At 40.6% G+C, this 26,975-nt stretch carries 25 protein-coding genes; 14 read left to right on the top strand and 11 right to left on the bottom strand.

Going from position 1 to position 26,975, the window contains the following annotated elements:
- Positions 1 to 616: 616 nt before the first annotated feature.
- Positions 617 to 1,168, bottom strand: coding sequence for a hypothetical protein (locus H5201_RS08935; protein ID WP_182784308.1), 552 nt, complete (start codon positions 1,166 to 1,168; stop codon positions 617 to 619).
- Positions 1,169 to 1,308: 140 nt separating this feature from the next.
- A complete protein-coding gene (locus H5201_RS08940) occupies positions 1,309 to 1,638 on the bottom strand; it encodes a stress response translation initiation inhibitor YciH (protein ID WP_145240330.1) in 330 nt (109 codons plus the stop codon).
- A gap of 157 nt (positions 1,639 to 1,795) precedes the next feature.
- On the opposite strand from H5201_RS08940, the gene H5201_RS08945 reads away from it, so the two are divergent.
- The 4 genes from H5201_RS08945 to H5201_RS08960 all read left to right on the top strand — a co-directional run bounded on the left by H5201_RS08945 (position 1,796) and on the right by H5201_RS08960 (position 5,742).
- Positions 1,796 to 2,101, top strand: coding sequence for an STAS domain-containing protein (locus H5201_RS08945; protein WP_145240332.1), 306 nt, complete (start codon positions 1,796 to 1,798; stop codon positions 2,099 to 2,101).
- Positions 2,101 to 3,759: a fused response regulator/phosphatase gene (locus H5201_RS08950; protein ID WP_182784310.1), complete on the top strand. Its 1,659-nt coding sequence runs from the start codon at positions 2,101 to 2,103 to the stop codon at positions 3,757 to 3,759. Before H5201_RS08945 ends, H5201_RS08950 begins: the two co-directional genes overlap by 1 nt.
- 53 nt (positions 3,760 to 3,812) lie before the next feature.
- On the top strand, positions 3,813 to 4,472 hold the full coding sequence (locus H5201_RS08955) for a histidine kinase (protein ID WP_182784312.1): 660 nt from the start codon (positions 3,813 to 3,815) through the stop codon (positions 4,470 to 4,472).
- A 79-nt stretch (positions 4,473 to 4,551) separates the two neighbouring features.
- On the top strand, positions 4,552 to 5,742 hold the full coding sequence (locus H5201_RS08960) for an amino acid aminotransferase (protein ID WP_182718605.1): 1,191 nt from the start codon (positions 4,552 to 4,554) through the stop codon (positions 5,740 to 5,742).
- Between the two features lie 131 nt (positions 5,743 to 5,873).
- On the opposite strand, the gene H5201_RS08965 is transcribed toward H5201_RS08960, so the two are convergent.
- The 8 genes from H5201_RS08965 to H5201_RS09000 all read right to left on the bottom strand — a co-directional run bounded on the left by H5201_RS08965 (position 5,874) and on the right by H5201_RS09000 (position 14,194).
- Positions 5,874 to 6,677: a DUF3379 family protein gene (locus H5201_RS08965; RefSeq protein WP_182784314.1), complete on the bottom strand. Its 804-nt coding sequence runs from the start codon at positions 6,675 to 6,677 to the stop codon at positions 5,874 to 5,876.
- Positions 6,677 to 7,234 (bottom strand): sigma-70 family RNA polymerase sigma factor, encoded by a 558-nt coding sequence (locus H5201_RS08970; RefSeq protein WP_182718608.1) that lies wholly within the window; start codon positions 7,232 to 7,234, stop codon positions 6,677 to 6,679. The genes H5201_RS08965 and H5201_RS08970 overlap by 1 nt, the downstream gene beginning before the upstream one ends.
- A 69-nt stretch (positions 7,235 to 7,303) precedes the next feature.
- Positions 7,304 to 8,950 (bottom strand): BatD family protein, encoded by a 1,647-nt coding sequence (locus tag H5201_RS08975; RefSeq protein WP_182784316.1) that lies wholly within the window; start codon positions 8,948 to 8,950, stop codon positions 7,304 to 7,306.
- A complete protein-coding gene (locus tag H5201_RS08980; protein WP_182784318.1) occupies positions 8,944 to 10,872 on the bottom strand; it encodes a VWA domain-containing protein in 1,929 nt (642 codons plus the stop codon). Before H5201_RS08980 ends, H5201_RS08975 begins: the two co-directional genes overlap by 7 nt.
- Complete coding sequence (locus H5201_RS08985) at positions 10,872 to 11,858, bottom strand: VWA domain-containing protein (RefSeq protein ID WP_182784320.1); 987 nt, start codon at positions 11,856 to 11,858, stop codon at positions 10,872 to 10,874. Before H5201_RS08985 ends, H5201_RS08980 begins: the two co-directional genes overlap by 1 nt.
- Positions 11,851 to 12,288, bottom strand: coding sequence for a DUF4381 domain-containing protein (locus H5201_RS08990; protein WP_182784322.1), 438 nt, complete (start codon positions 12,286 to 12,288; stop codon positions 11,851 to 11,853). Before H5201_RS08990 ends, H5201_RS08985 begins: the two co-directional genes overlap by 8 nt.
- 1 nt (position 12,289) lies before the next feature.
- Positions 12,290 to 13,234, bottom strand: a complete 945-nt coding sequence (locus tag H5201_RS08995; RefSeq protein ID WP_182784324.1) for a DUF58 domain-containing protein — start codon at positions 13,232 to 13,234, stop codon at positions 12,290 to 12,292.
- Between the two features lie 3 nt (positions 13,235 to 13,237).
- Positions 13,238 to 14,194, bottom strand: coding sequence for a MoxR family ATPase (locus tag H5201_RS09000; RefSeq protein ID WP_182718611.1), 957 nt, complete (start codon positions 14,192 to 14,194; stop codon positions 13,238 to 13,240).
- Positions 14,195 to 14,479: 285 nt separating this feature from the next.
- Here H5201_RS09000 and fadI point away from each other — a divergent pair, with 285 nt between their 5' ends.
- From fadI to H5201_RS09015, 3 genes are all read left to right on the top strand, one after another.
- Positions 14,480 to 15,790, top strand: a complete 1,311-nt coding sequence (fadI, locus tag H5201_RS09005; RefSeq protein ID WP_145240359.1) for an acetyl-CoA C-acyltransferase FadI — start codon at positions 14,480 to 14,482, stop codon at positions 15,788 to 15,790.
- Positions 15,790 to 18,084, top strand: coding sequence for a fatty acid oxidation complex subunit alpha FadJ (gene fadJ / locus H5201_RS09010; protein ID WP_182784326.1), 2,295 nt, complete (start codon positions 15,790 to 15,792; stop codon positions 18,082 to 18,084). The genes fadI and fadJ overlap by 1 nt, the downstream gene beginning before the upstream one ends.
- Positions 18,085 to 18,229: 145 nt before the next feature.
- Positions 18,230 to 18,748 (top strand): GNAT family N-acetyltransferase, encoded by a 519-nt coding sequence (locus H5201_RS09015; RefSeq protein WP_182784328.1) that lies wholly within the window; start codon positions 18,230 to 18,232, stop codon positions 18,746 to 18,748.
- Between the two features lie 53 nt (positions 18,749 to 18,801).
- On the opposite strand, the gene H5201_RS09020 is transcribed toward H5201_RS09015, so the two are convergent.
- The gene (locus tag H5201_RS09020; RefSeq protein WP_182718614.1) at positions 18,802 to 19,188 is read right to left on the bottom strand and encodes an MmcQ/YjbR family DNA-binding protein; all 387 of its coding nucleotides are present in this window, start codon (positions 19,186 to 19,188) and stop codon (positions 18,802 to 18,804) included.
- Between the two features lie 202 nt (positions 19,189 to 19,390).
- On the opposite strand from H5201_RS09020, the gene yeiP reads away from it, so the two are divergent.
- From yeiP to H5201_RS09055, 7 genes are all read left to right on the top strand, one after another.
- Positions 19,391 to 19,963, top strand: coding sequence for an elongation factor P-like protein YeiP (gene yeiP / locus H5201_RS09025; protein ID WP_145240366.1), 573 nt, complete (start codon positions 19,391 to 19,393; stop codon positions 19,961 to 19,963).
- Between the two features lie 411 nt (positions 19,964 to 20,374).
- A complete protein-coding gene (locus tag H5201_RS09030; protein WP_149983038.1) occupies positions 20,375 to 21,103 on the top strand; it encodes an RDD family protein in 729 nt (242 codons plus the stop codon).
- 302 nt (positions 21,104 to 21,405) lie between these two features.
- The gene (locus tag H5201_RS09035; protein ID WP_182784330.1) at positions 21,406 to 22,044 is read left to right on the top strand and encodes a stage II sporulation protein M; all 639 of its coding nucleotides are present in this window, start codon (positions 21,406 to 21,408) and stop codon (positions 22,042 to 22,044) included.
- Positions 22,034 to 23,500 carry a hypothetical protein gene (locus H5201_RS09040; protein ID WP_182784332.1) on the top strand — a complete coding sequence of 489 codons (1,467 nt, stop codon included), beginning with the start codon at positions 22,034 to 22,036 and terminating at the stop codon, positions 23,498 to 23,500. Before H5201_RS09035 ends, H5201_RS09040 begins: the two co-directional genes overlap by 11 nt.
- The gene (locus tag H5201_RS09045; RefSeq protein ID WP_182784334.1) at positions 23,490 to 24,635 is read left to right on the top strand and encodes a hypothetical protein; all 1,146 of its coding nucleotides are present in this window, start codon (positions 23,490 to 23,492) and stop codon (positions 24,633 to 24,635) included. Before H5201_RS09040 ends, H5201_RS09045 begins: the two co-directional genes overlap by 11 nt.
- Positions 24,632 to 25,615: a MoxR family ATPase gene (locus H5201_RS09050; protein ID WP_182761606.1), complete on the top strand. Its 984-nt coding sequence runs from the start codon at positions 24,632 to 24,634 to the stop codon at positions 25,613 to 25,615. The genes H5201_RS09045 and H5201_RS09050 overlap by 4 nt, the downstream gene beginning before the upstream one ends.
- Positions 25,612 to 26,931: a DUF58 domain-containing protein gene (locus tag H5201_RS09055; RefSeq protein WP_182784336.1), complete on the top strand. Its 1,320-nt coding sequence runs from the start codon at positions 25,612 to 25,614 to the stop codon at positions 26,929 to 26,931. Before H5201_RS09050 ends, H5201_RS09055 begins: the two co-directional genes overlap by 4 nt.
- Positions 26,932 to 26,975 lie beyond the last annotated feature (44 nt).

The raw sequence follows: 26,975 nt of genomic DNA on the forward strand, positions 1-26,975 counted from the left end.
TTGATGTTTCTTTGCGAGTGCTATCCAGCGTTGTAACGTTGAATAACCGACACCTAAATCATCTGCAATATCTTCTAGACGAACATCATCACATTGAGATAATGCTTTTTCAACCGCTTGAACTTCGATGATGCCGTCTTTTATTGCTCCGCATTAGCCCCTTTGGCTTTGCTGCTATCTATTAGTTTATTTTGACCTGAATTTAGCACCACATTTATGGCAGAGTTTAGGTCTGATTTATACGCCTTCACTACCTGATGCAAATGGAATAGAGTTACATTTTGGACACCTGTAATACAACCAAATACCAACGTTAAATATGAGCACTCCGATTAATGCACCATAAAAAGGATTTAGAAACTTAATATCAAAATATTGAAGAATAAAGCCACTTGAAAAGCATACAACAGTTAATAGTAATATGAGATAAAACCGTTTTTTTACTGGTTTAAATTGCTTCGATACATCATCCATAATTGAGTGTTGCTCCAGTTAAATTAACGCTGCCGTTGGCGGTAAAATGAGAGTGGCTAAATCGCGAGGAACAAGCGAAGCAAGTTACCACGCTACTTTAGTATATGTTTTATTGTATCAACAGCACCGATAAAGTTTTGTGCTATTCATATTCGCTGAATACTTGGTGTACCCTTGCTGGTGTTATTTTATTAAAGTCATCTTGGTAGTAGTCCTTCGCATACTCAATAAAATATTCTGGAGTTATAGTGATTGCAGGGAGCAGCCAACTAGCTCCGTTATCTTCATTGTTTTGGAAATTAACAGTTCCTTGTTGCCATGACCCTGAGTTGGAAGTACGCCAAAAACAAAAGGTCACATGAGCTATTTCGAAGAAATCGTTATCTAAAACGCCGAGCAGTTCTTCAGGAGCCCCTTCATACATCCCTGGCCAAATTCTAAACTCTTCTTGAGCATGAGGACTAACTTCTGATTCATGATCGAAGCCTTTAATTAAAATAGCATCACCTTTTATGACAATGACGATTTCATCACCACCACCATTTTCATATGAAGCAACGTCTATCCCTGGCGCCCAATTAACTTTGTAAGAAAAGCACCTTAGGTATTCGTCTTCACAAAGCTCTATATCCAAAGCTGCACTAGCTTTTAGAGCAGAGACTAGTTTTTTATTGGGTAGATTATCTAATATCATTTAAGCTCTCTTTGTGTGGGAGTAGACAATTTTATCTCCGATGTTTTTCTTTGTATTACAATATATTGATCATAAATTAAGAAAGTACATATATGCAATTAGGTCATCAAGTCTCTGCTTTTTATAGGCAAGCCGGCGGCTCACCCTCCGGCAATTTTCACTTTGAATTTGAGTGCTTCGAGGATGGCTTTGAGTTTTTCGCGGTCGTCGCCTTGTACTTCAATGATGCCGTCTTTTACCGCGCCGCCTTGGCCCATTTTACTTTTAATGGTTTTGGCGAGTTTTTTTAAATCGTGTTGCTCGCTGTCAATACCAGTTACCAACATAACACCTTTACCTTTACGGCCTTTGGTTTGGCGTTCGATGCGCAGGGCGCCGTCTTTAAATACTTTACTAGCCACTTCTGTGCTTGGTTTTGGTTGGCTGATACGGCCTGTTTCGGTTGAATAAACGAGATTACTATCACTCATGCTTAACCTGCATTTAAAAAGTTAAATAAACAATGGCCTAGATAATATCAAATCTAAAACAAATTTGTGCATAGGGTGTTTTATTTTTGGTGATTTATCATTAACAAGTTATATTTAATACTAATTAAGAATGGATAATCTGAGCAGGAGTTAACTAATGGGTCTAAGTAAGAGTGCATCAGCAGATGGTGCTACACTGACTATTCAAATTAAAGGGAAGTTCGACTTTAATTTAGTGCAGTCATTTCGACAGTCGTATTCCGATATCAATGAAAAAACCGCTAAGGTCGTAATTGACTTGCGAGAAACAGATTACATGGATAGCTCCGCCCTTGGTATGTTACTGAATATGAAAAAGACCTTGGGTACCTCAGTTGATGCAATTCAAATCAGTAATTGTCAGCCGCAACTGAAAAAAATCCTGCAAATATCACGTTTTGATAAAAAGTTTGATATTGATTAATGCATATTCTCGTTGTTGATGATCAGCCACTTAATTGTACGCTTTTGAAAGTAATGCTGGTGCAACAAAATTACGAGGTATCAACTGCTGCCAATGGTGTTGAAGCATTAGCAATATTAGCACAGCAGAGCATTGATATTGTGCTACTCGATGTAATAATGCCAGTGATGGATGGCTATGAAACAGCGACAAAAATTAAGCAGTTATACAACGATGTTCACCTACCAATTATTTTTATAACTTCTTTGGAAGATCATAGTAGTTTTGAGCACTGCTTGGAAGCCGGTGGTGATGATTTTATTCATAAACCGTTTGATAAAGTAATTTTAACCGCGAAAATAAAAGCCCACAGCCGTACCCGTAAGCTGAGCTTAAAGACCCACGAACAAAATAAGTTATTAGAATATCATTACAATCAAACCGAGCGCGAGCACGAAATAGTTGAGCATATTTTTAATAATGCCTTAGAAAACCAAAATAAGTTTACCAACAACATTGATTTTCATCTTTCACCGGCTTCTATGTTTAATGGTGATATGTGTTTGGTTGGGCAAAGTCCAATTGGTAGTTTGTATTGTATGCTTGGGGATTTTACTGGCCATGGTTTAGCAGCTGCGGTGGGGGCATTACCGGCATCGAAAGTGTTTTACACTATGGTTAATAAAGGCATGGCGGTCAGTGATATTGCCGCAGAAGTTAATGCCGTATTAGTACAATTATTGCCCGGGCATATGTTTTGTGCCGCGACAATTATTGAGTTAAGTAGCTCCGGGAAAAGTGTTTCAGCTTGGCTTGGTGGCTTGCCTGACGCTTATTTAATTGATCAACAAGGAAGCGTATTAAAAACCTTAGAGTCACAGCACATGGCTTTAGGGATTTTAGAAGGCGACGAATTTGAACGTGAATTAATTCATTTTGAAGTCGATAGCAGTATGCGTTTGGCGCTGGCCACCGACGGTATTATAGAAACCACCAATGAAAACGGTGAATTTTTTGCAGAGCAACGCTTTATAAAGGCACTTGCAAGCAAGCCTAAAGTGACTAGTCAAGATGTGATCGCGCAAGTGACCAAGTTTGCTCATGGTAGCAAACAACAGGATGACCTTAGTTTAGTGCTTTTTAATTGCATGGCGGTTCCTGCTGCGGCTGAAGAGCAAGCCGCTTACTCTCGGTTACCCTTTAATTTTTCTTTAACGCTTAATTCACAGCAAATAAAACAAACCGACCCGGTGCTTGAAATCGTTGAAGTGCTCACTCAAGTTGGCGGGCTAAAAGAGCACCGCTCTGATATTTTTTTACTGCTCTCTGAGGCATATAACAATGCACTTGATCACGGTGTATTAGGACTCGATTCAGCGATTAAAAATAAAGAGGATGGTTTTATTGAGTATTATCAACTTCGAGAAGCAACATTAGCTAAGCTCGTTGATGCATTGATCATTGTGGATATACGTTATTGCCCTGATACATTGAGCCTGTATTTTATAATTTGCGATTCTGGCAATGGTTTTGCAAGCACCGACAGTAATGCTAACAGTAATAATCGCGAGCACGGTCGTGGGTTATCGATATTAGAAGAAATAGCAGAGCAGGTGACTTATAACTCATCGGGTAATCAAATTGAAATGTGTTATCGATTGGTGCAACAACAAAGCTAGTCGTGATTGTTTAGCCATGCTATGATTCATTTTTTAGATGTTTGGATGGCTAAATGGTTTCTTCTTATTTATCTCTTGCGCAATTAGATGTGTCTGCTCAGTTAGTCTCTGCTGAGCTTAGTAAGCTCGAAAGTTATTTATCAAATCAGTCGCTTCCTGCGGTACGCTGGCAATATCAAATACCAGAATTGGGTGAAGGCGGGGCGTGCAGTTTATTTGGTTACTTACAAGATGAGCCGTTTAAACTCACTGATTTTTTACCGCAAGATCAGCACACCACGCAAAAGCTTGCTCAATTACAACTGATTGTTGATTACGTTGTAGCGCAAACTAAGGTTGATTGGTACGGCATTTACCAAAGTACAGCAACACCTGAGGGTCAGCAATTACTTAAACTGGCTTACTTTGGCGCGCCAAGCCGACCGCTTTTTCCGCTTACTGAAGCATTTGCTGCTGGTAGTAATAATGTGCAGGTGGCACTGAGTAGTAAAGGGCGAGTGATCAACAACGTTGAGCAGTATTTGGCTGCGGGTGGTGAATATTATACTTGCGACCCTAAAGTAAAATCAGAAGCCTGTTTACCGCTTTTTGACAGTGCAAATCGCTGCGTTGGTATTGTTGATGGCGAAGCCTTTAATAACGATTTTTTCAACCAGCAAACATTAGCGCTATTAATTGCGTGCTGTATTAAAATTCCTCACTTTTTAGTGTAAATAACACTAGTCAATCTAGTGAGCTTTTATGTTAAGCTAAGTGCAACAGCTAACCCCTAAATAATGAAAGAGATAGTCAATGTTCTCAGTATTAAAACCATTACCCACTGATCCTATTCTTGGCCTTATGGCGGCCTATAAGCAAGATACTAACCCAAATAAGATTGACTTAGGGGTTGGTGTTTATAAAGACGAATTCGGTAATACGCCGGTATTAAAAGCAGTTAAAAAAGCTGAAGCGTTCCGTCTTGAAAACGAAACTAGCAAATCATACATTGGTTTGGCGGGTAACTTAGATTACTGCCAAAAAATGGAAAGCCTACTATTAGGTGAGCACCAAGCGTTATTAGCTAATCGTGTTCGTACAGCACAAGCTCCAGGCGGTACAGGTGCACTGCGAGTTGCAGCTGAATTTATCGTTCGCTGTAATCCAGGTGCGACTGTATGGGTTACTAATCCTACTTGGGCAAACCACATTAGCTTGTTTGAAGCCGCTGGCCTAACAGTTAAAGAATACCCGTACTACGATTATGAAAACAAAGATTTATTATTTGATGAAATGATCGAAACCCTTACCCAAGTGCCAAAAGGTGATGTGGTATTACTGCACGCATGTTGTCATAACCCAAGTGGTATGGACTTAAACGAAGCACAGTGGAACACGGTTGCTGAACTGGCAAAAGATGTTGGCTTTACACCGCTGGTTGATATTGCATATCAAGGTTTTGGTTCAAGCCTTGAAGAAGATGCAAACGGTTTACGTATTTTAGCCAATGCAGTTGATGAGTTAATCATTTGTTCTTCATGTTCGAAAAACTTTGGTTTATACCGAGAGCGTATTGGTGCATGTTCAATCATTGCGAAAGACAGCGCAACAGCAGACATTTCAAACTCTGTTATGTTAAGTGTGGTACGTAGCATTTATTCAATGCCACCTGCGCACGGTGCTGACATTGTAAATACCATTTTAAGCAGTACAGAACTGACACAACAATGGCACAGTGAACTTGATGAAATGCGTAACCGTATCAATGGCCTACGTACTTTGATCAAAGACAGTCTAGCGGCAAAAGAGATTGCTCAAGACTTCTCATTTATTGACCGTCAACACGGTATGTTTTCTTTCTTAGGTATTAATAAAGAGCAAATTGAGCGCCTACAAAAAGAATACGGTATCTACATTGTTGGTTCAAGCCGCGTTAACGTAGCGGGTATCAGTCAAGCTAATATCGATTACTTTGCAAATGCTGTTGCAGATGTTTGTAAATAATCTTATTAAATAGCGTTTATTGAAATAAAAAACCGCACTAACTTATTGTTGTGCGGTTTTATTTTTTAACCTAGAACTACGCGTCAATTAAGTTGCATTGCCGCCATAATAACGGCAATGCAAAAGGAAGGTTAATTTAACCAGCGGATCGCACCATTGATACGATCATTGTAATTTTCTAATGGCGCACCAAGACTTGCTACTAAAATAGTATCTGCGTCAGCACCACGGTTAATATGGCCTTCAAAACGATCGTCTTGAAAATCATCGTCGCCGATGCCAAACGATTGCTGTTTTGATGGCACTATAAATACCGTCATCGGGCCATAGTCTGATTCAAAAACCAGGTGTAATCCCTTTTGGCCTTTAAAGTCACAAAACATTAGGTAAGTCACTTTACCTGGCAATTCATCTAAATGGCCGCCTAACACAGCAAATTTTTCATTTACCGTTGCTAAGCTGATTGCTTCGGTCTTTTGCAGCGAATTAATTTCATAGTAAACATGAGCAAGCGCATGTTCGCCAGCTGCGTACGCAACATTTTGTTCGCTGCTAAATAAAAATGCTCCCACAGCCACTAATACTGAGGCTGCCATGGCAAGTGGTAAACGAGCACGTTTAAAACGTGTACTTGCCTCAACTACATTATCTGTTAGTTGCGGCGGTGTTTGCGCGCTGATATCAGCTGGTGCTTGGTTGAGTTGCTCAGTTGTGAGCGACTCGTTTTGTGCATGCGCTGCGGTATTTGCCAAAATACGCTCGGCAAGACCTGCTGGCACCGGTACGTCAAGTGCATTGGCAAGCTCTAAATCAAAGGCCTGCATATCATTAATAAATTCTTGTCGCTCAGAGTGTTGCTCTGCAAACTCCACAAGCTCCTTATCTGTGCTGTTTGGCTGTGCGCTAATTCGGCGACGAAACTCGAGATCATCCATTAATTTGATGCCCCTTTAAGTTGTTCATCATCACGGCTCAATGCCTCTTTTAACTGGTTTCTGGCGCGGTATAAACGCGTCATAACCGTGTTTTTATTTAAATCTAATATTTCTGCTATCTCTTCACCAGAGCAGCCCATAACTACTTGTAATAATAATGGCTCGCGGTATTCATCAGGTAACTTAGCGATGTGACGTTGGATCACTGTTTGTTCCATTTCGTCATCCAAGGTGACGCTTTTTTCGTCAACTAAGGTGTCGTTTTCAACATCGCTATAATCAAATTGTTTGCGTTCAAAACGACGGGCATTTTCCCGGCGTAAAATCGTCAATAGCCATGGCTTAGCTGCTTTTTGATCTAATAATGAATCCAGAGATCGCCAAGCACGTAAAAATGTTTCTTGGACAAGATCTTCGGCAATATTAGGGTCGCGGCAGAGCCAATAAGCAAAGCGATATAATTCGCTATGATAAACATGAACAAGTTTTTCATAGCGTGTTTTTTTCTCTGCCATATCAACTAAGACCTGACTTTTAGAGTTTTCATTTCCAAGCATAAGCACTTTTTTATTTATTTTAAGTTATTTACTATTTGAGCGCGGGGATTGCTCCCCGTCACTTAAACTCTATTTATAAAGTCCTTTTAATACAGCTTGTTGTGATTTTTTTTGTACTTTACGTTGCTCTTCTAACATGCCGACAATCGCAATTAAATCAACATCTGTATCATTAGGACTATAGAGTGCAGCCCTTAGTTTAGCAATATGTTGACTAAGCTGTGCATTATCAGCTAGTTGTTCAAGCTTGTCTATTGCACCGCTCGATTGTTTTGTTAAGTGCGTTGCGTAACGATTTAGCGCCTGATAAAAGGCACTTACATCATTGCTTTTAGCGTGTTTCTTTAATTCATCTAATGAAATTGATGAATCACTATGGGTTACTGTCGGCTTTGCTTGCATCAAGCTGCGCTGAGATTGACTGCGCCACCATAAAATCAAGGTAATAAACCATAATAAATAACCAATCACACTGATAATAATTAACCATAGCGGATACTGATTTATCGGCGTTGCTTGATAACTTATTGCTGCAGTATCTGTTGTTGCGCTTTGTAATGGCGTAAGTGGCTGCGCAGCAACGGCTGCGGGAGTGCTTGTGCTACTAGGTGTTACTGTAATAGTACGAGCTGGTAATGTTGCATAACTGATCCGGTTAATCTTAGTGTTATACCAAGGCACGCTTACCTCTGGCAGTGTATAAGTGCCTGGCATCTGCGGTAACAATGCGTACGAGGCTGTTTGTTGTGATATTACCCGACCATCGCGAACCAAGTGATTATTTTCTTTTTCATCTGGGTAACTGCGAATACCTTTGATTTCAGGTAGTTCAATATCAGGTAGTTGCTCTTTGGTGATACCAAGTGCAGTTAAGGTCAGCGTTCGCGTAATAGGTGTACCCACTTCTACTGTGTCGTCAGCGGGTTGCCATTGCTCATCTAAATTAACTAATTCACTAGGCAGCCATGCACCTTGGTAGTCACTTGGTATCGGTTTAATTTCAATATCGACATTATCACCCAGTGCAGATACATCTAATTGGCGATAGTCTTGGCGAATTCGACCTTGAAAAGTTGGTGCTTGAATCGTGTAACTACCACTTTTTTGGGGCTGTACTAAATACTCGCGAGTGATCACTAAGTAACGCTTACCATCAACAAGTTCATAGTTTTCAGTCTGCTTGCCGATTTGACTTAGCTGCGCATCGGGCATCGCGGGGGCACTTAAATTACCATCAAGTAACTCTTTGGCAAGATATAGCTTAACCGTGTAAAGGCCTGCCTCTTGAACAAATAGACTGTCACTTGAAAGCGATGCTTTAATAAAAATATCGTTGTTTTGCTGCGCATCTTTACTGCGTTCAGCCACTTTTAATGCAATGGGCGCAGAGCTGGCACCTGCTACACTAAATGCTGGGATTGTATAATCACCGGCAGTGCGGGTCATAAGTTTAATAGACCAGGTGGTTTCTTTTGAAATACTACCATTAATGATGTTTGTGCGGGTGCTGACACTGGTGCGGCCAACCACGAAGTCTTTTAACAGGACTGAGGTATCAGGTTGATCATTTTTTATGGTGTCATCTGCACTGATATTGAGCATAAAAAATTCACCCGCTAGTACAGGGTTTTTATCAACACTGGCTTGTAATTGCGTAACGGCCCACGAGGGCATAGCGCTGATAAGCAATAAACAACAGATTAATCGCATTACCATGATTTTTCGACTCCTTGTGGACGGCGTTGATTGTTTCGTTTTTGGGCTTCTAATTGCATTTTGTTACGTAACAGGATTGCGGGATCATCGGGTACTTTTCGCAATAACTGACTAAGCTGCTGCGCTTTCTCTTTTTCTTCGTTGGTAAGCTCTGCGGTTTGCGCTTGCACAGCTTGTTGCTTTGCCGCTTCTTCAGCTTGTTGCTGTTGCTCAGGAGTCATTTGTGGCTGCGCCTGCTTATCGTCGTTTGTAGAGTCATCTTTGGGCTCGGTTTGCGCATCTTGTTGCTGTTGCTCATCAGTTTTATCACCTTGCTGAGGTTCAGCCTCCATTTGTGGATCGTTTTGCTTATCAGTTTGTTGATCAGATGGTTTGCCATCTTGCTGTTTATCATCAGTCTGCTGTTCATCACTTTGCTCAGATTCATCGCCTTGTTGAGATTGCTGATCCTGATTTGGCTGCTCACCTTGCTGTGACTTGTCTTTATTTTGCTGATCTTGACCTTGTTCACCATCTTGGCTTTTTTGGTCTTGATCTTGGTTTTGTTCGCCGTCTTGGCCTTGTTGATTTTGCTGTTGCTGTTGATTTTTCAATTGCTCAACAAGTGCCTGATTTTCTTTTGCTTGGGTAAAGTCGTCTTGCAAAGCTTGTGCTTGCTGATAGGCGGCAATTGCTTCGTCGAGCTTGCCTGCCTTTGCTAGTGCATTACCGTAATTATATAAACCAGTGGCGCTTTTATCTTGGCTAAATTGTGCCAAAGCAGCATCAAAATTACCTTGCTGGTAAAGCGCAGCGCCTTTTAATTGACTAGAATCTGCTGTGGCAGCTTGCTCATATTCACCCTGTTGATAAGCGTCCAGCGCACGTTGATCTTGATTTTTAAATACTGAAGGCAGCTCTACTGCATAAGCATTGTGTTGCGGTAAAAAGCTCACCACTAAAAATGCAGCTGCAAAAGCTCCTCGGCGAAAAATCCACAGCATCATTGGCAGTAAAATAAACAAGCCATAAATCCCCGCATCAATACGCCAGAGCGCTTGACTTTGTTTTTCATTTTTCAGTATTTCACTATTTGCACTGGGTGCAAAAATTTGAATATCGCGGGCACTCGGTTGATAAGTCGCAAATTTACCGCCACTGTTTCTTGCTAGACCATTAAGCATACTGATGTTGATGGTGGGCACCACAATTTGCCCGTAACTATCTTTTAAAAACCCACCTTCAGGAAGTTTAATTGGCGCGCCTTGCTCTGTTCCGATACCATAAATGTTTAATCGATAAGGGTTAACGTCTGTAAATTGGCTTATATCTTGTTGCTCACTTTGTTCAATACCATCTGTTACTAAGATAATATCGCCTTCAAGGTATCCGGCTTGTGTTAATAACTCTTTTGCAGCATCAAGCCCAGCAAGTACGTTGGAGCCTTTATCAGGCATGATATCTGGGCTTAAACTTGGGATCAGGTTTTCAAGCGTCGCGGCATCATTGGTTAGCGGCGAAATGGTATAAGCAGTGCCTGCATAGGCCACTAACGCAGTGTCACCTTCTTTAAATAGTTTGATCATATCCAGCGCTTTGAAGCGCGCTTGCACTAAACGACTGGGCGCAATATCCGTGCTGTACATCGATAGCGACATATCCATCACAATTACACGGGCATTTTTGCTTTGAAATACCGGCACTTGTTTTTCTTCAAAACTGGGCCCTGCGCTAAAAATGACGGCTAACACTGCAAAGAGGGCAATTAGCCACATGGGTTGCGTGTTTTTTTGGTTGTTGGTGTTGATCACAAATTTTGCTAAGTGAGCTGCTATTAATTCACCTTGGCTGGTTTTCTTGTGCTTTATTATTGCAATAGTAAACACTAAACACACAGGAACTAATAACCACAATACGGTCGGGCGGATAAATTCAAAGTCCATTAGGCCTCCTGTCTTAATGCTTTTGCACTGATAAACATAACGCGCAGACCAATCAAGGTCAGTGCAATTAATAAAGGGAAGTAAAATAACGCACTTTGTGGGCGAAAGGTTTGCTCATCAGCGCTGATCGGCTCAAGTTTATCAAGTTCTTGATAAATTTGTTGTAAGCCGGCAACGTCTTTTGCGCGAAAATAAAGGCCGCCAGTTTGTTCGGCAATACGTTTTAGCAGGGTTTCATCTAAACTACCTCCGCTCATGCCACCCATATTAAATAAGCTAAAGCCACGCGGATTATCAGAGCCTACGCCGATGGTATACACTTTAATGCCTTCTTCGCGGGCAAGCAGTAGGGCTTCTTCTGGATCTAAGTTACCGGCGGTGTTTTGACCATCTGTTAATAACACTACAATGCGATTGCTTTCATCTTTACTGGCAAAACGTTTTACTGATAAGCCCAGTGCATCGCCAATGGCGGTGGCACGGCCAACCAAGCCTATTTGCGCTTCTGATAGCATTTGGCTTACGGTTTTAACGTCTCGCGTTAGTGGTGTTTGTAAAAATGCCGTATCACCAAATAAAATCAATCCTAAGCGGTCGCCTTGACGTTGCTCAATAAAGTCACTTAATACCGCTTTCACCATAGTTAAACGGTCAACATATTGGCCCTGATAAGCCATATCTTGCTCGGTCATTGATCCTGACAAATCCACAGCTAGCATGATATCGCGGCCTTCGTTAGGTAAGGTAATTGGCTCATCAAGCCAGGTTGGGTTAGCTAAAGCGGTGACTAAAAGCAACCAAATCAACCATTCAAATATACTAATACCACGCGCCTGTTGCAGGACAACTTGCGCGCCTAAATTGTGTTTGGCGAAGCTTGGAATACGTAAGCGGGTATTGCCTTCATTGTGCACTGGCTTAAATAGGCGCAACAACCAAGGCAGCGGTAATAATACAAATAACCAAGGCCAGCTAAATTCAAACATTCAGCGGCTCCTTTAATTTAAATTGCACAATGGCGAGTTTTAATTTCTGTGCCAGCGCAGTTTGATTGCTTTGTGATTGATAAAGGCTCATCAGTTCGTGTTCAGTAAATTGTTGTCCGGTCAGCTTATTTAGAGTAATACACCATTGTTTTGTGCCTTGTGATGCAGCACTTTGCTGATAATAGTGTAAAACCAGGCGTTTAATTAAAATATGTAGTTGTTGGGCATCTTCTGCGTGTTGTTCACTGAGGGAAATAGCTTGGCGTTTGGCTTTTTTAAACTGCCGTGCCCGGTACAACTGGTAACTTATAAAGCTTACAGTTACGAGTAACACGACAATGATGAGCCACCAAATAGGTGCTAAAGGCCACCAAGAAACATGGCTTGGCACAATCACATCATGGAGGCCAGCTAATGAAGAGGTTTGCATATTACTTTCTCACTAATTGCAGCTCAAGAGGTGTGGCTGCATTGAATGATATTAAATTAAGACCCGATTTAGTTAAGCGTTGCATTCGTGTGGTAAATGCTTGCTCAGCAGTTTTAGCAAATTTATCACGAAAACTTTTATCCATCAGCGGTAACGCAAAGTCACTGCCGTTGGCGCTAACCGTGACTGTTTGCTTAAACGCCGGTAGCTGATGCTCAAATGGGTCGCTAATATGGCAGCCAATTAGCTCACAGTGACGACTCAGTATTTCTAATTGCTTAAAGCTGGCATCATCAAGGGTGCTAAAATCAGACACCAAATACACTAAACTACCTGGCTTGGCTAAATGGTTTAAGCGCTTGAGGTTATCGCTGAGTTTATTTTCGGTGGGCTCATCAATCTGCGCGAGTGCTTGCTGGTGGTTATTACACAAATTGTGGCATAGTTTTAACACGGCTTTTTCGCGGGCGCTGGGCTTGAGCTCTAAATGACCGTGTTGATTAAACACTATGCCACCGATGCGATCGCCGCGTTGGCACGCTGACCACGCAACCAAGGCACTGATATGCGCCGCTTGCACAGATTTAAGTAATAGCTTTGAGCCAAACAGCATTGAATTAGAAAAGTCTGTAAACACAAACACTGGCCGTTCTTTTTCTTCTTGAAACAACTTAGTGTGTGTTTCGCCAGTACGTGCTGTAACGCGCCAATCAATTGAGCGAATATCATCGCCTTGTTGATAATGACGTACTTCAGCAAACTCCATACCACGGCCTTTATGAGGCGCGAGATATTGGCCGGTCAGGCTATTTCTAATTTTAACTTTTGGCGCAAGCTCTAATAAGCGAGCTTTCGCTTTATAATACATCAGCTCTTTCAAGCCTAAGTCGACCCCATGGCTATGACTTAGGCTGAGCCACTGTTGGTTATCTAATTGGCTTTGCATGGTTTATGGCACGGCAACAAGTTCTAAAATACGGCTAATGACTTGATCTTTAGTAATACCATCGGCTTGTGCTTCATAGCTTAAAATAATGCGATGGCGCAGAACATTATGTAACACAGCTTGAATATCATCTGGAGCAACAAAGTCACGACCTTGTAACCATGCATGAGCACGGGCACATTTATCTAAGGCGATGGTGGCACGCGGACTTGCGCCATATTCAATCCAGCTGCCTAATTGGGCGTCTAGTTTTGCGCCTTCACGCGTTGCAATAATAAGTTGCACTAAATATTGCTCAAGTGGCTCGGCTAAATACAGCCCTAAAATTGCTTTGCGAGAGGCAAATAAATCGCTTTGACTAATTTGTTGTGCTGGTGCTTGATGCTCGCTCAACGCTTCGCCACGGGTAAGGCGTAAAATATCAAGCTCATGCTCGGCGCCTGGATAATCAATACTTAGGTGGAGTAAGAAACGGTCTAATTGCGCCTCTGGTAGCGGGTAAGTACCTTCTTGCTCCAGTGGATTTTGGGTTGCCATCACCATAAATAAATCCGACAGCGGATAAGTGTTTTTACCAACCGTGACTTGGCGCTCAGCCATGGCTTCTAATAAGGCTGATTGCACTTTAGCTGGGGCACGGTTAATTTCGTCGGCTAAAATAAGGTTATGAAAGAGTGGGCCTTTTTCAAAAACGAATTCGCTGGTCTGTTGGCGATAAATATCAGTACCGGTTACGTCAGCAGGTAATAGATCTGGGGTAAACTGTACGCGTTGGAATGAGCCTTCAACGCCTTTGGCTAATGCATTTACTGCGCGAGTTTTAGCAAGCCCTGGAGGGCCTTCTACTAATAAGTGACCATCGGCTAAAATAGCAATAAGTAGTGCTTGCGTTAATTCTGGCTGGCCAATAATTTGGCTATCTAAATAAGTTTTTAATTGTGAAAATACGTTAGTGGCCATAGTAAAAAAACTGTCCTGATTTGCAAGGTTTATAAAAGCTTAACTAGTAATATGGGTAAATAGTTTATAACACAAGTGTTAGACTCAAGTTTTCAAAATAGTTCGTTATTTTTTAACGATTTTTACCCTAGCATAGAAAGCGCAGTATTTTTTGTAAATATGCTAAAAAAAGCCTATGGTTGGTAACTAATTATACTATTTTCAATTTCGCTATTGGCTTTAGCACACGGGTTGTTTAGAATCGAGGAAAACAAACAGGTCAGACCTGTCAGCGGGAGAGCATTAATGTCTGAGCAAAATATACTAAAAACAGCAAAGGGCGATCGTATTGCCATCGTCAGTGGTTTACGTACGCCATTTGCTAAACAAGCAACTGCATTTCATCATGTACCAGCCCTTGATATGGGGAAGTTAGTCGTTAACGAAATGCTTGAACGCCTTAACTTTGATAAATCTGAAATTGATCAATTAGTGTTTGGTCAAGTAGTACAAATGCCAGAAGCGCCAAACATTGCCCGCGAAATCGTATTGGGTACTGGCATGCCAGTATCTGTTGATGCGTACTCCGTATCACGTGCTTGTGCCACTAGTTTTCAGGCGATTGCTAATGTGGCTGAATCAATCATGGCAGGTTCGGTGCAAGTGGGTATTGCTGGTGGTGCAGACTCGTCATCGGTATTGCCAATCGGCGTAAGTAAAAAATTAGCAGGTAGCCTTGTTGATCTTAATAAAGCACGTACCTTAGGGCAACGCTTAAAAATATTCTCTAAGCTGCGTTTAAAAGATTTATTACCAGTACCGCCTGCGGTTGCAGAATATTCAACTGGTTTATCTATGGGTCAAACTGCCGAGCAGATGGCAAAAACTCACAGTATTAGCCGTGAAGATCAAGATGCCTTAGCACATCGTTCACATACTCTTGCTAGCCAAGCATGGGCAGATGGTAAACTTGCTGATGAAGTGATGACTGCACATTTACCGCCGTATAAAAGTTTTATCGAACAAGATAATAATATTCGCCATAATTCAACGGTTGAAGGGTACGCTAAATTAAAACCAGCGTTTGACCGTCAGCATGGCTCAGTCACTGCTGCAAACTCAACACCGCTAACTGATGGTGCAGCAGCGGTATTAATGATGAGTGAAAGTAAAGCCAAAGCATTAGGCTATAACATTTTAGGTTATGTACGTAGCTTTGCATTCTCTGCCATTGGTGTGAATGAAGACATGCTAATGGGGCCGGCTCATTCAACGCCTGTTGCCTTAGCGAGAGCTGGCATAACGCTTGCCGATCTTGATTTAATTGAAATGCACGAAGCCTTTGCAGCACAAACGTTAGCGAACATGAAAATGTTTGCCTCAGATAAGTTTGCGCAAGAAAAACTCGGTCGCAGCAAAGCGATTGGTGAAATTAACATGGATAAGTTTAACGTTTTAGGCGGTTCGCTTGCATATGGTCATCCATTTGCAGCCACCGGCGCACGACTTATCACCCAAAGTTTACATGAACTCAACCGCCGTGGCGGTGGCTTAGCACTAACAACTGCGTGTGCCGCAGGTGGCTTAGGTGCAGCCTTTGTATTGGAGAGTGCGTAATGACACAGTCAGTATTTAATTTAGACGTTGATGATAGCGGTATTGCCGTTGTCACCATTGATGTGCCGGGCGAAAAAATGAATACCCTGCGCGACACTTTTGCAGATGATTTAACAGCCTTGCTCGATGACGCAAAACAGCAGTCAGTGAAGGGCATGGTATTCATTAGTGGTAAAAGCGATAACTTTATTGCTGGTGCTGATGTAAAAATGCTTGATAACGTGCAAAGTCGTGATGATGCACTGGCGATCAGCGAATTATGCCACCGTGCATTTTTTGATATGAAAAAACTGCCATTTCCAACTGTTAGTGCCATTCATGGTGCGGCATTGGGTGGTGGTTTAGAATTTGCCTTGGCGTGCGATTATCGCGTATGTACAGACAGTGATATCACTAAACTAGGCTTACCTGAAGTACAACTTGGTTTATTACCCGGTGGTGGTGGAACGCAACGCTTGCCTAAACTGGTTGGTTTGCAAAAAGCCCTTGAGTGGACGTTAACAGGTAAACAAATTCGCGCTAAACAAGCTAAAAAATCGGGTTTGGTAGATGATTGTGTACCACAGACCGTATTGCTAAAAGTAGCAAAAGAATTTGCTTCAAAAGGTAAAGCGAAAGCGGGCAAGCCTAAGCTTGATCGTATTAGCCAATTATTAGAATCGAATCCGTTTGGCCGAAACTTCATCTTTAAAAAAGCACAAGAAAATGTACTGAAAAAAACCGGTGGTCATTATCCTGCGCCGTTGGCTATTATCAAAGCAATACGCGCAAGTGTTGAGCTGGATGAACTAAAAGCTTATAAAACAGAAGCGGAAGGTTTTGCTACTTTAGTAATGAGCAGCGAATCAAAGTCATTACGTGGGATATTTTTTGCCACCACTGAAATGAAAAAAGAGTGGCGCAACGACGACGCTCCAGCAATCACTAAAACAGCCGTACTAGGCGGCGGTTTAATGGGCGCAGGTATTGCCCATGTTAGTGCTGTAAAAGCCGGTGTACCAGTTCGTATCAAAGATGTTGCAGAGCAGGGCATAAGTAATGCCATGAATTACAGCTATAAAATTTTAGATAAAAAGCAAAAGCGCCGTATTTTATCTAAGGCTGAACTGCAACAAACTATGAACCGAATTACTGGTACAACTAACTACAGTGGTTTTAAACACATTGATTTAGTGATTGAAGCGGTATTTGAAGACCTAAGCCTTAAGCAAGGTATGGTGGCAGATGTAGAACGTGAATGCCAAGCAAACACAATTTTTGCTAGTAACACGTCATCATTGCCTATCTCACAAATTGCGGCAGAAGCTGCCCGTCCAGAGAATGTAATTGGCTTACATTATTTCTCACCAGTTGAGAAAATGCCATTGGTTGAAATCATTCCACACGAAGGCACCTCAGAAGAGACTATCGCCCGGATTGTAAATTTTGCCCGTAAGCAAGGTAAAACACCAATCGTTGTTAAAGATAGCGCAGGCTTTTACGTTAACCGTATTTTAGCGCCTTATGTGAATGAAGCGGCTAACTTATTACTGGCAGGTGAGCCAATTGAAAAGATTGATGCGGCACTCGTTGAGTTTGGTTTCCCTGTTGGACCATTAGCACTATTAGACGAAGTCGGCATTGATATCGGCTCTAAGATTGCGCCAATTCTTGAAAAAGAACTCGGTGATCGTTTTAAAGCACCCGATGCGTTTTCACGTTTAATTGATGCCAAACGCTTAGGCCGGAAGACTGGCCGTGGTTTTTATCTTTACGATAAGAAAGCTAAAAAAGTAGACGAATCAGTTTACGAATTACTCGGCGTGAGCCCATCACCGCGTTTAAATAAAAGCGAAATTGCTAAACGTTGTGTGGCACAAATGCTTAACGAAGCTGCCCGCTGTTTAGACGAAGGCATTATTGCCAGTCCTCGTGATGGTGATATTGGCGCAATCTTTGGTATTGGCTTCCCGCCATTTTTAGGTGGTCCATTTAGCTATATGGATAAACTTGGCGCAAACAAAGTAAGCTTAGAAATGGCTACTTTTGCTAACTTTAACCCGGTATTTGCGCCGTGTGCAGCTTTAGTTGCGATGGCTGATGCTGGTGCAAGCTTTTATCAGCCTGAGCCTGCACAGCCAAGTAAAGCAGTTGTGGTAGAACAAACCGTGGCGGCTACGCAAGACGTTACCGATGTAGAACCTGTCGAAGCGGTTGAGGCTCAAGAAGTTATTGTTCCGCCAGCGCCAGCTACTGAAGCTGAATCGGTAACCGACACGCACCCAGCCGATGCAAGCGATGATAAAGTGAAATAGTATTTAATTGCTAGTTATAAAAACGCACGGATAGTTTGAAGTGCGTTTTTTTATGCCTAGAATTTAAAAAATTTAGTTGCTGAAATCATTTTGCTTTGTTGTTATAACAGGGGCATCCCTAACTGATACCGCGTAAAGAAGAATAATGAACATCAGCACTGCAAGATTACAATTGAGGCTCCTTGAACAAGACGATTGGGCGTTTTTTTTAGCTTTGCATGATGAGCCATGCGTTATTGAAAAATGTTTTGACAGGCCTTCTGATACGCAAATACGTAATAAGTTTATGCAGCGGTTGGCGCCGGGGCACCCTACAGCCAATAAATCTTTGTGTTTGATGATCATTGAAATAAAAACAGGCAAAAAAGTGGGCGTTACAGGGCTTACAACATCCTCATCAAACACTCCCGAAGTTGGTTATCTGTTAATGCCTGAGTTTTATGGTCAAGGTTATGCAACTGAAGCACTACAAGCATTTTTAACATGGGCGACGACAGCGTTTAACATTCAACAATTTACTGCTGTGGTTACGAAAGGGAATGTAGGCTCAGAAAAAGTGTTGACTAAATGTGGCTTTAAGTTAGTTAGCGTTGAACCGTCAGCTTACGAAATTGGTGGGGTATTATTTGATGATCATCATTTTTTACTAACGTTTACTGAGTAAGGCTAAGTTGTACTGAACAAGTAGCTTGCGCAGTACAACATTAAAATTTTGACTTACATATGAATTTCAATCGCTTTGCGATCTTTTTCCGGCATATTGGCAACCACTAAGTTAAATGAATTATCAATCATACGTTCAATTTCACCTTGCGGGATTGAGCCATCTAAAATAACAGTATTCCATAACCGTTTATTCATATGATAGCCCGGGATCACTGAAGGAAAAATATCACGAAGTGATTGCGCTTCATCAGGGTCGCATTTTAAATTCATCCACCAAATAGGGTTGCCGTCTTCGTCAGTTTCCCCTTCGTTGCCAACCGATAAAGTGGCAAACATTTTATGGTTTACTTTATATACATCAACTTCTTGGCCGAAAGGTTTGGTAACCATAACCAGAGGTTTTTTTGCTAAATACTCATGTGCAGTGTGCTGATCCATGATCCAGTCCTTGAGGTCATTTTTGGTAGTTTAACCATAGCAGCTTTTTCGTAGTTTAGTCATGAAAAATCGATTAATAGGTAAAATTTATGAGTAAATACAGGCCCTACGAGAAAAATAGCGGTATGTGATATTTTCTTATTGAAGAAAATCCAGTTCGTGGTATGTTTCTGGGGATTTATAAATTATAGGAAATACACTGATGCCAAAGGCAAGTGAAGTTAAAAAAGGTACTGCGATTGAGTTTAATGGCCGCGTTTTAGTGGTTAAAGATATTGTTCGTTCTGTACCACAAGGCCGTGCTGGTGGAAGTTTGTACCGTATGCGCTTGTACGATGTAGTAACTGGTAGCAAAGTAGATGAAACATTCAAAGATAGCGACATGTTAAAACTAGCTGATTTAACTCGTCGTGAAGCAATGTTCTCGTATTTAGATGGCGAAGAATACGTATTTATGGATAACGAAGATTACACGCCATATAATCTTAATAAAGAAGCGATCAGCGAAGAAATTTTATTCGTCAACGAAGAAACCCAAGGCGTGCATGTCATTGTAATTGATGGCGCACCAGTGGGATTAGATTTACCATCAAGTGTTGAACTTGTGGTTGAAGAAACAGACCCTTCAATTAAAGGTGCTTCAGCGAGCGCTCGCTCTAAACCTGCACGATTATCAACTGGTTTGATCATTCAAGTGCCGGAGCATATTTCTACAGGTGACCGCATCCGTATTAATACCGCAGAGCATAAATTTATGGGCCGTGCTGAAAAATAATAATCTTTACGTCTTTTGCAGTATTAATCCATCAAACACCCAAGCTATTTAATTAATTTAAGTAGCTTGGGTGTTTTATGGACTTCGTAGGTATATTCTTTATTTAAAGCAGGGTGAGAAAAAACTCTTGAACTAAATTGAATAATCAATCCCCTCCACACTTAAATCCCCTCTATGTTTTGTTATTTTTACCGAGTTTATAAATACCTCAAAAGTAAACTAGAAATGTGTGAAATGGCTGAAGCGGTTAAGTCCAGCTACTTAATGTTTTTCATGATTAAACATTTTATACTAAAGGAATATTGAAAAATAACACAAAAACGCGCATTATAACGCATCATTTCCTTGGTTGAATGTTACTTCTTTCGATACGTTCAACTTTATGTAATCATCAAATTTGTAGTAAATGTAATGCTAAACCATGGATTGGAAAATAGGGCGTTTGTTAAATTACCTGAAGGTGTGGATATAGCTATCACATCCGCTGGATTGGTTTCGCGTAGTTACGCCTACATCATCGATTTTATTCTTCGCACAATTTTGATAGCCATTATCGCTACTGTGCTTATGTTATTCGGCGATTTTGGGGAAGGTATTTTACTTGTCATGTATTTTTTAATTTCATGGGGGTATAACATCTTTTATGAAGTTAAAAATGGCCAGACCCCAGGTAAAAAACGTCTAAAAATTCGTGTTGTTCAAGATAATGGCTTACCTCCAACCTTTTCACAAATTGTTGTAAGAAACTTAATTCGCCCCGCAGATATGCTGCCTGTTGGTTATTTTCTTGGTTTAATTGTTATGTGTTTTAATCCCCGTTTCAAACGCATCGGTGATTGGGCTGCAGGAACTATCGTAGTTTACGAAGAAGACGCTATGAGTCGGGAGTTATTACCAGACGGGCCAGCTGAAGTACCTAGCATTGCGTTTAGTACCGAAGAGCAATTAGCTGTTTTAGACTTTACTGAGCGTGCCCATGAACTTTCTCCTGCAAGACGTCAAGAAATAGCAAATATTTTATCCAAGCCATTAAATATCGAAGAAAATGATAGTGTTGAAACATTATTTAATTACGCAAGGCATTTTGCTGGGCAGAATAATATCAACAGTGGTCGCTCCAATAGTGAGAGTAAGCAATGAAGCAAACTCAATTTGTAAATTTAAACAGCCAAATATGGCAACAATTTCAAGCATATTGCGAACTAAATAGTACTTTTCCTGAAGACTTTCCTAAATTATATCGAAAAATTTGCAACGATTTAGCCATCGCAAGAAGTAGGCAGTACAGTCCTTTACTAATTCAGCAGCTAAATCAGCTGGTACAACAGGGTCAAAAAACACTGTATTTATCCCGCAAAAACCAATTTTCAGAAATTTGGCAAATAGCCCGCACTGCTTTTCCTCGTGCTTTGTACGAAAACCGTTTCATGTTAGGCGCTAATTTGTTGGCATTTTGGGGGTTGGCGGTTATTGCTTTTATTTGGGTCACCCTTTATCCAGATGCCGTTTATACTTTTTTAGGTCAAAGTACGGTGCTTGAAATTGAAAAAATGTATAACCCAACTGGAACTGTTCAAACGGAGACTCGTGCTCCTGACAAAGATATATTAATGTTTGGTGTCTATATATATAACAACATTGGTATTGCCTTTCAAATGTTTGCAGGGGGAGTTTTACTTTGTTTCGGTGCTGTATTCTTTTTGCTATTTAATAGTTTTTATTTCGGCGCCATTGGTGCGCATATTGTCAATGTTGGTTTTGAAAAAACATTTTTCTCGTTTGTTATTACTCACGGTTCGTTTGAATTAACAGCGATTATTATTGCCTCTGCCGCGGGATGTCAGATTGGCTACGCGTTATTAAACCCAAGCCAATTTACACGCAGTTATGCTATGAAAAAAGCGGCTCAAACAGCACTACCATTAATTGTTGGTGCTTTTGTTATGTTAGTTTTAGCTGCCTTTATTGAAGCATTTTGGTCGCCCCGTGCCATTGCTCATGAAATTAAATTCGTCGTAGGTACTGTTTGTTGGACATATGTAATTTATCGATTGTATAGAGGTATGCGCTATGGAACTTAATCGTCTTAGCTTTAATCCTCGAAAACGCGGCGCCTATGAAACGTTTGATTTGACGGTATTACTTACTAAACAACATTTTTTACCGTTATTTAGTTTGTATATTTGTTTAGCTGTGCCAGTGTTCATCCTTGCCGGTGTATTGTTTGGTTGGTCATGGAGCGCCTTTATTGTATGGTTTTTAAAACCGTTATTTGAACGGCCAATTTTAGACTACATGTCAAAAGTAGTGTTTAATCAACAGGCAACCATTTCGAGTAGTTTAAAATCAATCCTGAAGCTGCAAGCGGGTGACATATTCATCAATATGACGCTTTATCGACTGAGCCCTAACAGAGCTTTTTTAGCACCTGTAACACAGTTAGAAAGGCTAGATGGCCGTCGTAAAGAAATGCGAAAACAGGTGCTGTTTGCAACATCAAAGCCCAAACAAACGCTTTGGATGATGTTTTGCGTACATTTTGAATTTATCTTAATGATCGGTATTTCTGCGATTATTTTTACCCTTATTCCAACGTCGTTGTCACTTGAAGAGCCATTGTATCAAATATTAGAAAGCCCTTTGTGGATGGAAATTACATTTAATAGTGTGTATGTGATCAGTGTCGCTTTAGTCGCACCATTATTTGTCACCGGAGGTTTTATGGCCTACTTGCACCGCCGTATAGATTTAGAAGGCTGGGACATTGAGCTAACCTTTAAAAATATGCGGGCCAGATTAAATACTTTATTATCAAGTGCTTGCTTGTTTTTTGCTTGCTGTTTGTTTGCTGTGCCGAGTAAGTCAATGGCAGAGCCAATAGATAAGTTAATTATAAAAGAGCAAGTTTCTACACTTTATGCGCAGGATGATGTTATCGAAAAGAAAACCACTTGGGTACCAAATTTTGATTTAGAAAAGGACTCTTCAGCGGATGGTGATTATCGTTGGCTTGCTAATTTTTTCAAGAGCTTAGGCAATTTTCTTAGTTATTTTATTTGGTTGCTAATTGTTTTATTTGTGTTGTGGTTGGTGTATTTATTAGTTAAAAAGCGTGGCTTCTTCTTAGCACTAGAATTACCGAAAAGACAAAAAAATCAGCATCGAGAACATATAATCCCAACCATGTTTGCTGATATTAAACCGCAAGACTTACCTGAGGATTTAATTGCAGCAGCAAGGTCAGCATATCATGAGAATAATCAGCGTCTAGCGCTTGCTTATTTACTGCATTTTTCGCTTCGCTGGGCGCAGAGCACTCATCAAGTAAAATTACACCGTTCGATGACTGAAACAGAGTGTAAATCAGCAATTGATGCAAAAGTCACTGAGCAAAGCAAAGATGTTTTTACTCAACTTTTTTCTGCTTGGGTAAAAGTGGCTTGGGGCCATCAATCACTTAATTTTGATTTTAACGTATTAATAGCACAAATAGAGGCTATGGCATCAGCAAACAAGGAGCAAATAAATGAAGCTTAAGTTTGTGGTGGTTTTTTTGTGCTGTGTGTTAGTTTTTTTTATTGGCTCAGCGTTGTTGTCAGCTGACTGGCAAAAAGAAGAGATTGAAATAGGTTTTCACTCCGAAGTTAGCAAAGATAATTTCACAATGGCGCAGAGATTATTAGCTGAACATGGGGTGCTATGGAAAAAAGAAAAGCAATTAGATAACAATAATCAACAACCACTTATTATTGATCACCGCAGTATGTTAATTGTCGATGAAGCGGCGCTTAGTAATTCGCACACACTTGATCAGCAATTGTCCCAATGGGTGAGTGAAGGTGGGCGTCTTGTTTATATATTAAATAAGCAAAGGGATGAACTTGGTTTAGACAATACTTTTACCTTTCAAGATCTTGGGATTAGTGTAAACACGAGTGAAGGGATTTTTGAAAATCATTTTGTGATGGTAAAAGAGGGGCAGAAAAATAGCGTGTTAACGCTCAATGAAAATACCCAACTGGATTTAGAATTGAGTCAGGCATTTGAAATTGAAAACTGCCCAGGTATAGCCACCAAAAATAGTGATGATCAAGTTATCATGTGTGATTTTAAATTTGGTGATGGCCGTATTATTGTGATGCCGTCTCTAGCTCCCTTTACAAACCATCAGTTGCGCCATTTAGATCATGGCAGTTTACTGGTTTGGTTGAGTCAGGGGGTTGATGTAATAACTTATGTTCCTTATTTAAGTTACCCTAATTGGTTTGCTAAGTTATGGCAATGGAGCTGGCAGTGGGTGATCTGTGTGATGCTATTGATGTTATTATTTATTTGGCATATTAGTAGTCGTATTGGTCGCGCTTATGCGCCTGATTTAATTTTAACCGTAGGCTTTAAACACCACATTCGAGCGATTGCTAATTTTTATATAAAGCACGGTTTTGAGCAACGCTTGTTTACTGCATTAAAAAAAGATTTTAACGCCAAAGTAGAAACTAGGATCCCTCACTTCAAATCACTAACCGAAGTTCGCCAAGCAGAGATAATCGCCAACTTAGTGCATTTTGATAAGCAACAGGTAGCTGAGCTTCTAAGTGTTGAATTGCCAGAATCTCAGCAACAACGAACAGAGTATATCAAACTATTTAAACAATTAAGGAATGCCCTATGAGCACCGAATTTGCAACAGGACAAATAAGCTTAACGGATGCGGCGCAAGCAGTTAAGCAAGTTAAGGATAATATCTCCCGTGTGTTAGTTGGACAAGATGCCATTATTGAAGATGTGTTAACTGTGTTATTTGCAGGAGGTCATGTATTACTTGAGGGAGTACCGGGCCTTGGCAAAACTTTACTTGTAAGAGCATTAGCGAAAAGCTTAAGTGTGTCGTTTTCACGAGTGCAATTTACACCCGATTTAATGCCATCTGATGTTGTAGGACACAGTATGTATGATATGAAGTCTGGCGATTTCAATATAAAAAAAGGCCCAGCATTTACCAATATTTTGCTTGCTGATGAAATCAACCGAGCACCTGCTAAAACTCAGTCAGCTTTATTGGAAGTAATGCAAGAACAACAAATTACCATTGATGGCGAAACCTTATCTATTGGCTCACCGTTTATGGTACTTGCAACGCAAAATCCGCTTGATCAAGAGGGGACTTATCCATTACCTGAAGCTGAGTTAGACCGTTTTATGATGAAAATTGAATTGGGTTTTCCATCATTAGAGGCCGAGGTTGAATTATTAAAGCTCAACACCAAAGTTGTTTCGAATGAGTCAGAAGTTAGCCAATTGCCGGCAGTATTAAGCGTCAGTAATATTGCTCAGATTAAGCAATTATGTGCTGACATTTTAGTAGATGAAAAGATTTATAATTATGCGGTGGAGTTAGTTCGTAGTTCGCGAACATGGCAAGGAGTATTACATGGTGCAGGACTACGAGCATCAATCAACATTATTAAAGCAGCAAAAGTAATGGCATTGATGAATGGCCGAGATTTTGTTACCCCTGATGACGTTAAGCTAGTGGTACCTAATATTTTACGCCACCGCTTGATACTTTCAGCCGATCTAGAGTTAGAAGGGGTGTCTTTTAATGAAGTGATTTCAGCAATACTAGCCAGTGTTGAAGCGCCTAGATCATGATCCGCACTAAGTTACGACCAGCAAAGCGTTTGTTGCAGCTGGTTTGCGCATTAGTTTTGCTGTTACCCATATTAATCTTTACTGAGACAGCGAGTTTATTAACTACAGTACTCATTGCTGGACTGCTTGTACTAGCGTTATTAGATTATTTGCCTACTCGCTTCAAACATAAATTAAGTATTGAGGTAAACACCAATCAAAACATGTCATTGGGACGTTGGCAACCAGTTAAACTAAGTATTAAAAATACCTCAGAGCAATTATTAATTACTGATATAAGTTTGCACCTAAGCAATGCGATTGAGCTATCTGAATTATATACCAGCGTAACTCTGGCAGAAAATGAGCAAGCCCGTTTACAATGGAGTATGTGCGCACATCAACGCGGAGATGCGCAATTGGCTGCCGTTGAGCTTAGAATTAGTTCACGGTTAAAGCTGTGGCAGGCAAATTGGATAATACCTCAAGATTTAGCGTTAAAAGTTTACCCAGATTTTAGTCGAGTAGCTCAAAATCAAGCGCTTAATGGGGTGACAAACACACCAATAAGTGGTTTAAAACTGACAAAAAAACGAGGTGATGGTATTGAATTCCATCAACTTAGGGAATACCGACAAGGTGACAGTATTAAACAGATAGACTGGCAGGCTACAAGTAAACGTCGCAAACTAATTTCTAAAGAGTACCAAGAAGAACAAAATCAGCATGTTGTTGTAATGCTTGATGCATCGAAGAAGATGAATATAGATACCATATCGGGTACTCACTTTGATCACGCATTAAATGCTTTGCTCTTACTTGCTCATACAGTACTCAAACAAGGGGATTGGTTTAGCATGCAAAGTTTTAATCATGATATTCGCTGGTTACCTAATGTTAAAGGTGCACAGAATGTATCGCGTGTGATGAATCATTTTTATGATCTGTACCCTGACCAAAGTATCAGCGATTACCTTGTTGCAGCTAATCAATTAATCGCAAAAAGAAGTAAGCGTTCTTTAGTATTACTTGTTACGACATTTGATGATCAAAGCTTAGATGAGGTGCTTCCAGCTATAAAGTTATTGCAAAAGCATCACCTTGTTGCAGTTATTAACCTCTCTAATCATGCATTGACAGAAGTACTTGCAGAGCCAATAGAGAATTATGATGAAGCTATGACCTATTGTGCTGCATTAGATTTATTAAATACGCATAAAGCTAATATGGCAAGGCTTAAAAAAGAAGGCGTTATCGCAATTGATACACAACCACAAAAGTTACTTCCTAATGTGCTAAATACATATTTGAATGTAAAGCACTCAGGAGTGCTTTAGAAACAGGTTGAGATGAAAAAGGCATTAAAATAATGCCTTTTTAC

Source organism: Pseudoalteromonas sp. SG43-6, assembly GCF_014164365.1.
Taxonomy (GTDB): Bacteria; Pseudomonadota; Gammaproteobacteria; order Enterobacterales; family Alteromonadaceae; genus Pseudoalteromonas; species Pseudoalteromonas rhizosphaerae.

What these genes read in the sequence shown, in the direction of transcription:
- H5201_RS08935 (WP_182784308.1), bottom strand. Translation starts at nt 1,168, where the DNA reads ATGATATTAGATAATCTACCCAATAAAAAACTAGTCTCTGCTCTAAAA.
- H5201_RS08940 (WP_145240330.1), bottom strand. Translation starts at nt 1,638, where the DNA reads ATGAGTGATAGTAATCTCGTTTATTCAACCGAAACAGGCCGTATCAGC.
- H5201_RS08945 (WP_145240332.1), top strand. Translation starts at nt 1,796, where the DNA reads ATGGGTCTAAGTAAGAGTGCATCAGCAGATGGTGCTACACTGACTATT.
- H5201_RS08950 (WP_182784310.1), top strand. Translation starts at nt 2,101, where the DNA reads ATGCATATTCTCGTTGTTGATGATCAGCCACTTAATTGTACGCTTTTG.
- H5201_RS08955 (WP_182784312.1), top strand. Translation starts at nt 3,813, where the DNA reads ATGGTTTCTTCTTATTTATCTCTTGCGCAATTAGATGTGTCTGCTCAG.
- H5201_RS08960 (WP_182718605.1), top strand. Translation starts at nt 4,552, where the DNA reads ATGTTCTCAGTATTAAAACCATTACCCACTGATCCTATTCTTGGCCTT.
- H5201_RS08965 (WP_182784314.1), bottom strand. Translation starts at nt 6,677, where the DNA reads ATGGATGATCTCGAGTTTCGTCGCCGAATTAGCGCACAGCCAAACAGC.
- H5201_RS08970 (WP_182718608.1), bottom strand. Translation starts at nt 7,234, where the DNA reads ATGCTTGGAAATGAAAACTCTAAAAGTCAGGTCTTAGTTGATATGGCA.
- H5201_RS08975 (WP_182784316.1), bottom strand. Translation starts at nt 8,950, where the DNA reads ATGGTAATGCGATTAATCTGTTGTTTATTGCTTATCAGCGCTATGCCC.
- H5201_RS08980 (WP_182784318.1), bottom strand. Translation starts at nt 10,872, where the DNA reads ATGGACTTTGAATTTATCCGCCCGACCGTATTGTGGTTATTAGTTCCT.
- H5201_RS08985 (WP_182784320.1), bottom strand. Translation starts at nt 11,858, where the DNA reads ATGTTTGAATTTAGCTGGCCTTGGTTATTTGTATTATTACCGCTGCCT.
- H5201_RS08990 (WP_182784322.1), bottom strand. Translation starts at nt 12,288, where the DNA reads ATGCAAACCTCTTCATTAGCTGGCCTCCATGATGTGATTGTGCCAAGC.
- H5201_RS08995 (WP_182784324.1), bottom strand. Translation starts at nt 13,234, where the DNA reads ATGCAAAGCCAATTAGATAACCAACAGTGGCTCAGCCTAAGTCATAGC.
- H5201_RS09000 (WP_182718611.1), bottom strand. Translation starts at nt 14,194, where the DNA reads ATGGCCACTAACGTATTTTCACAATTAAAAACTTATTTAGATAGCCAA.
- fadI (WP_145240359.1), top strand. Translation starts at nt 14,480, where the DNA reads ATGTCTGAGCAAAATATACTAAAAACAGCAAAGGGCGATCGTATTGCC.
- fadJ (WP_182784326.1), top strand. Translation starts at nt 15,790, where the DNA reads ATGACACAGTCAGTATTTAATTTAGACGTTGATGATAGCGGTATTGCC.
- H5201_RS09015 (WP_182784328.1), top strand. Translation starts at nt 18,230, where the DNA reads ATGAACATCAGCACTGCAAGATTACAATTGAGGCTCCTTGAACAAGAC.
- H5201_RS09020 (WP_182718614.1), bottom strand. Translation starts at nt 19,188, where the DNA reads ATGGATCAGCACACTGCACATGAGTATTTAGCAAAAAAACCTCTGGTT.
- yeiP (WP_145240366.1), top strand. Translation starts at nt 19,391, where the DNA reads ATGCCAAAGGCAAGTGAAGTTAAAAAAGGTACTGCGATTGAGTTTAAT.
- H5201_RS09030 (WP_149983038.1), top strand. Translation starts at nt 20,375, where the DNA reads ATGCTAAACCATGGATTGGAAAATAGGGCGTTTGTTAAATTACCTGAA.
- H5201_RS09040 (WP_182784332.1), top strand. Translation starts at nt 22,034, where the DNA reads ATGGAACTTAATCGTCTTAGCTTTAATCCTCGAAAACGCGGCGCCTAT.
- H5201_RS09045 (WP_182784334.1), top strand. Translation starts at nt 23,490, where the DNA reads ATGAAGCTTAAGTTTGTGGTGGTTTTTTTGTGCTGTGTGTTAGTTTTT.
- H5201_RS09050 (WP_182761606.1), top strand. Translation starts at nt 24,632, where the DNA reads ATGAGCACCGAATTTGCAACAGGACAAATAAGCTTAACGGATGCGGCG.
- H5201_RS09055 (WP_182784336.1), top strand. Translation starts at nt 25,612, where the DNA reads ATGATCCGCACTAAGTTACGACCAGCAAAGCGTTTGTTGCAGCTGGTT.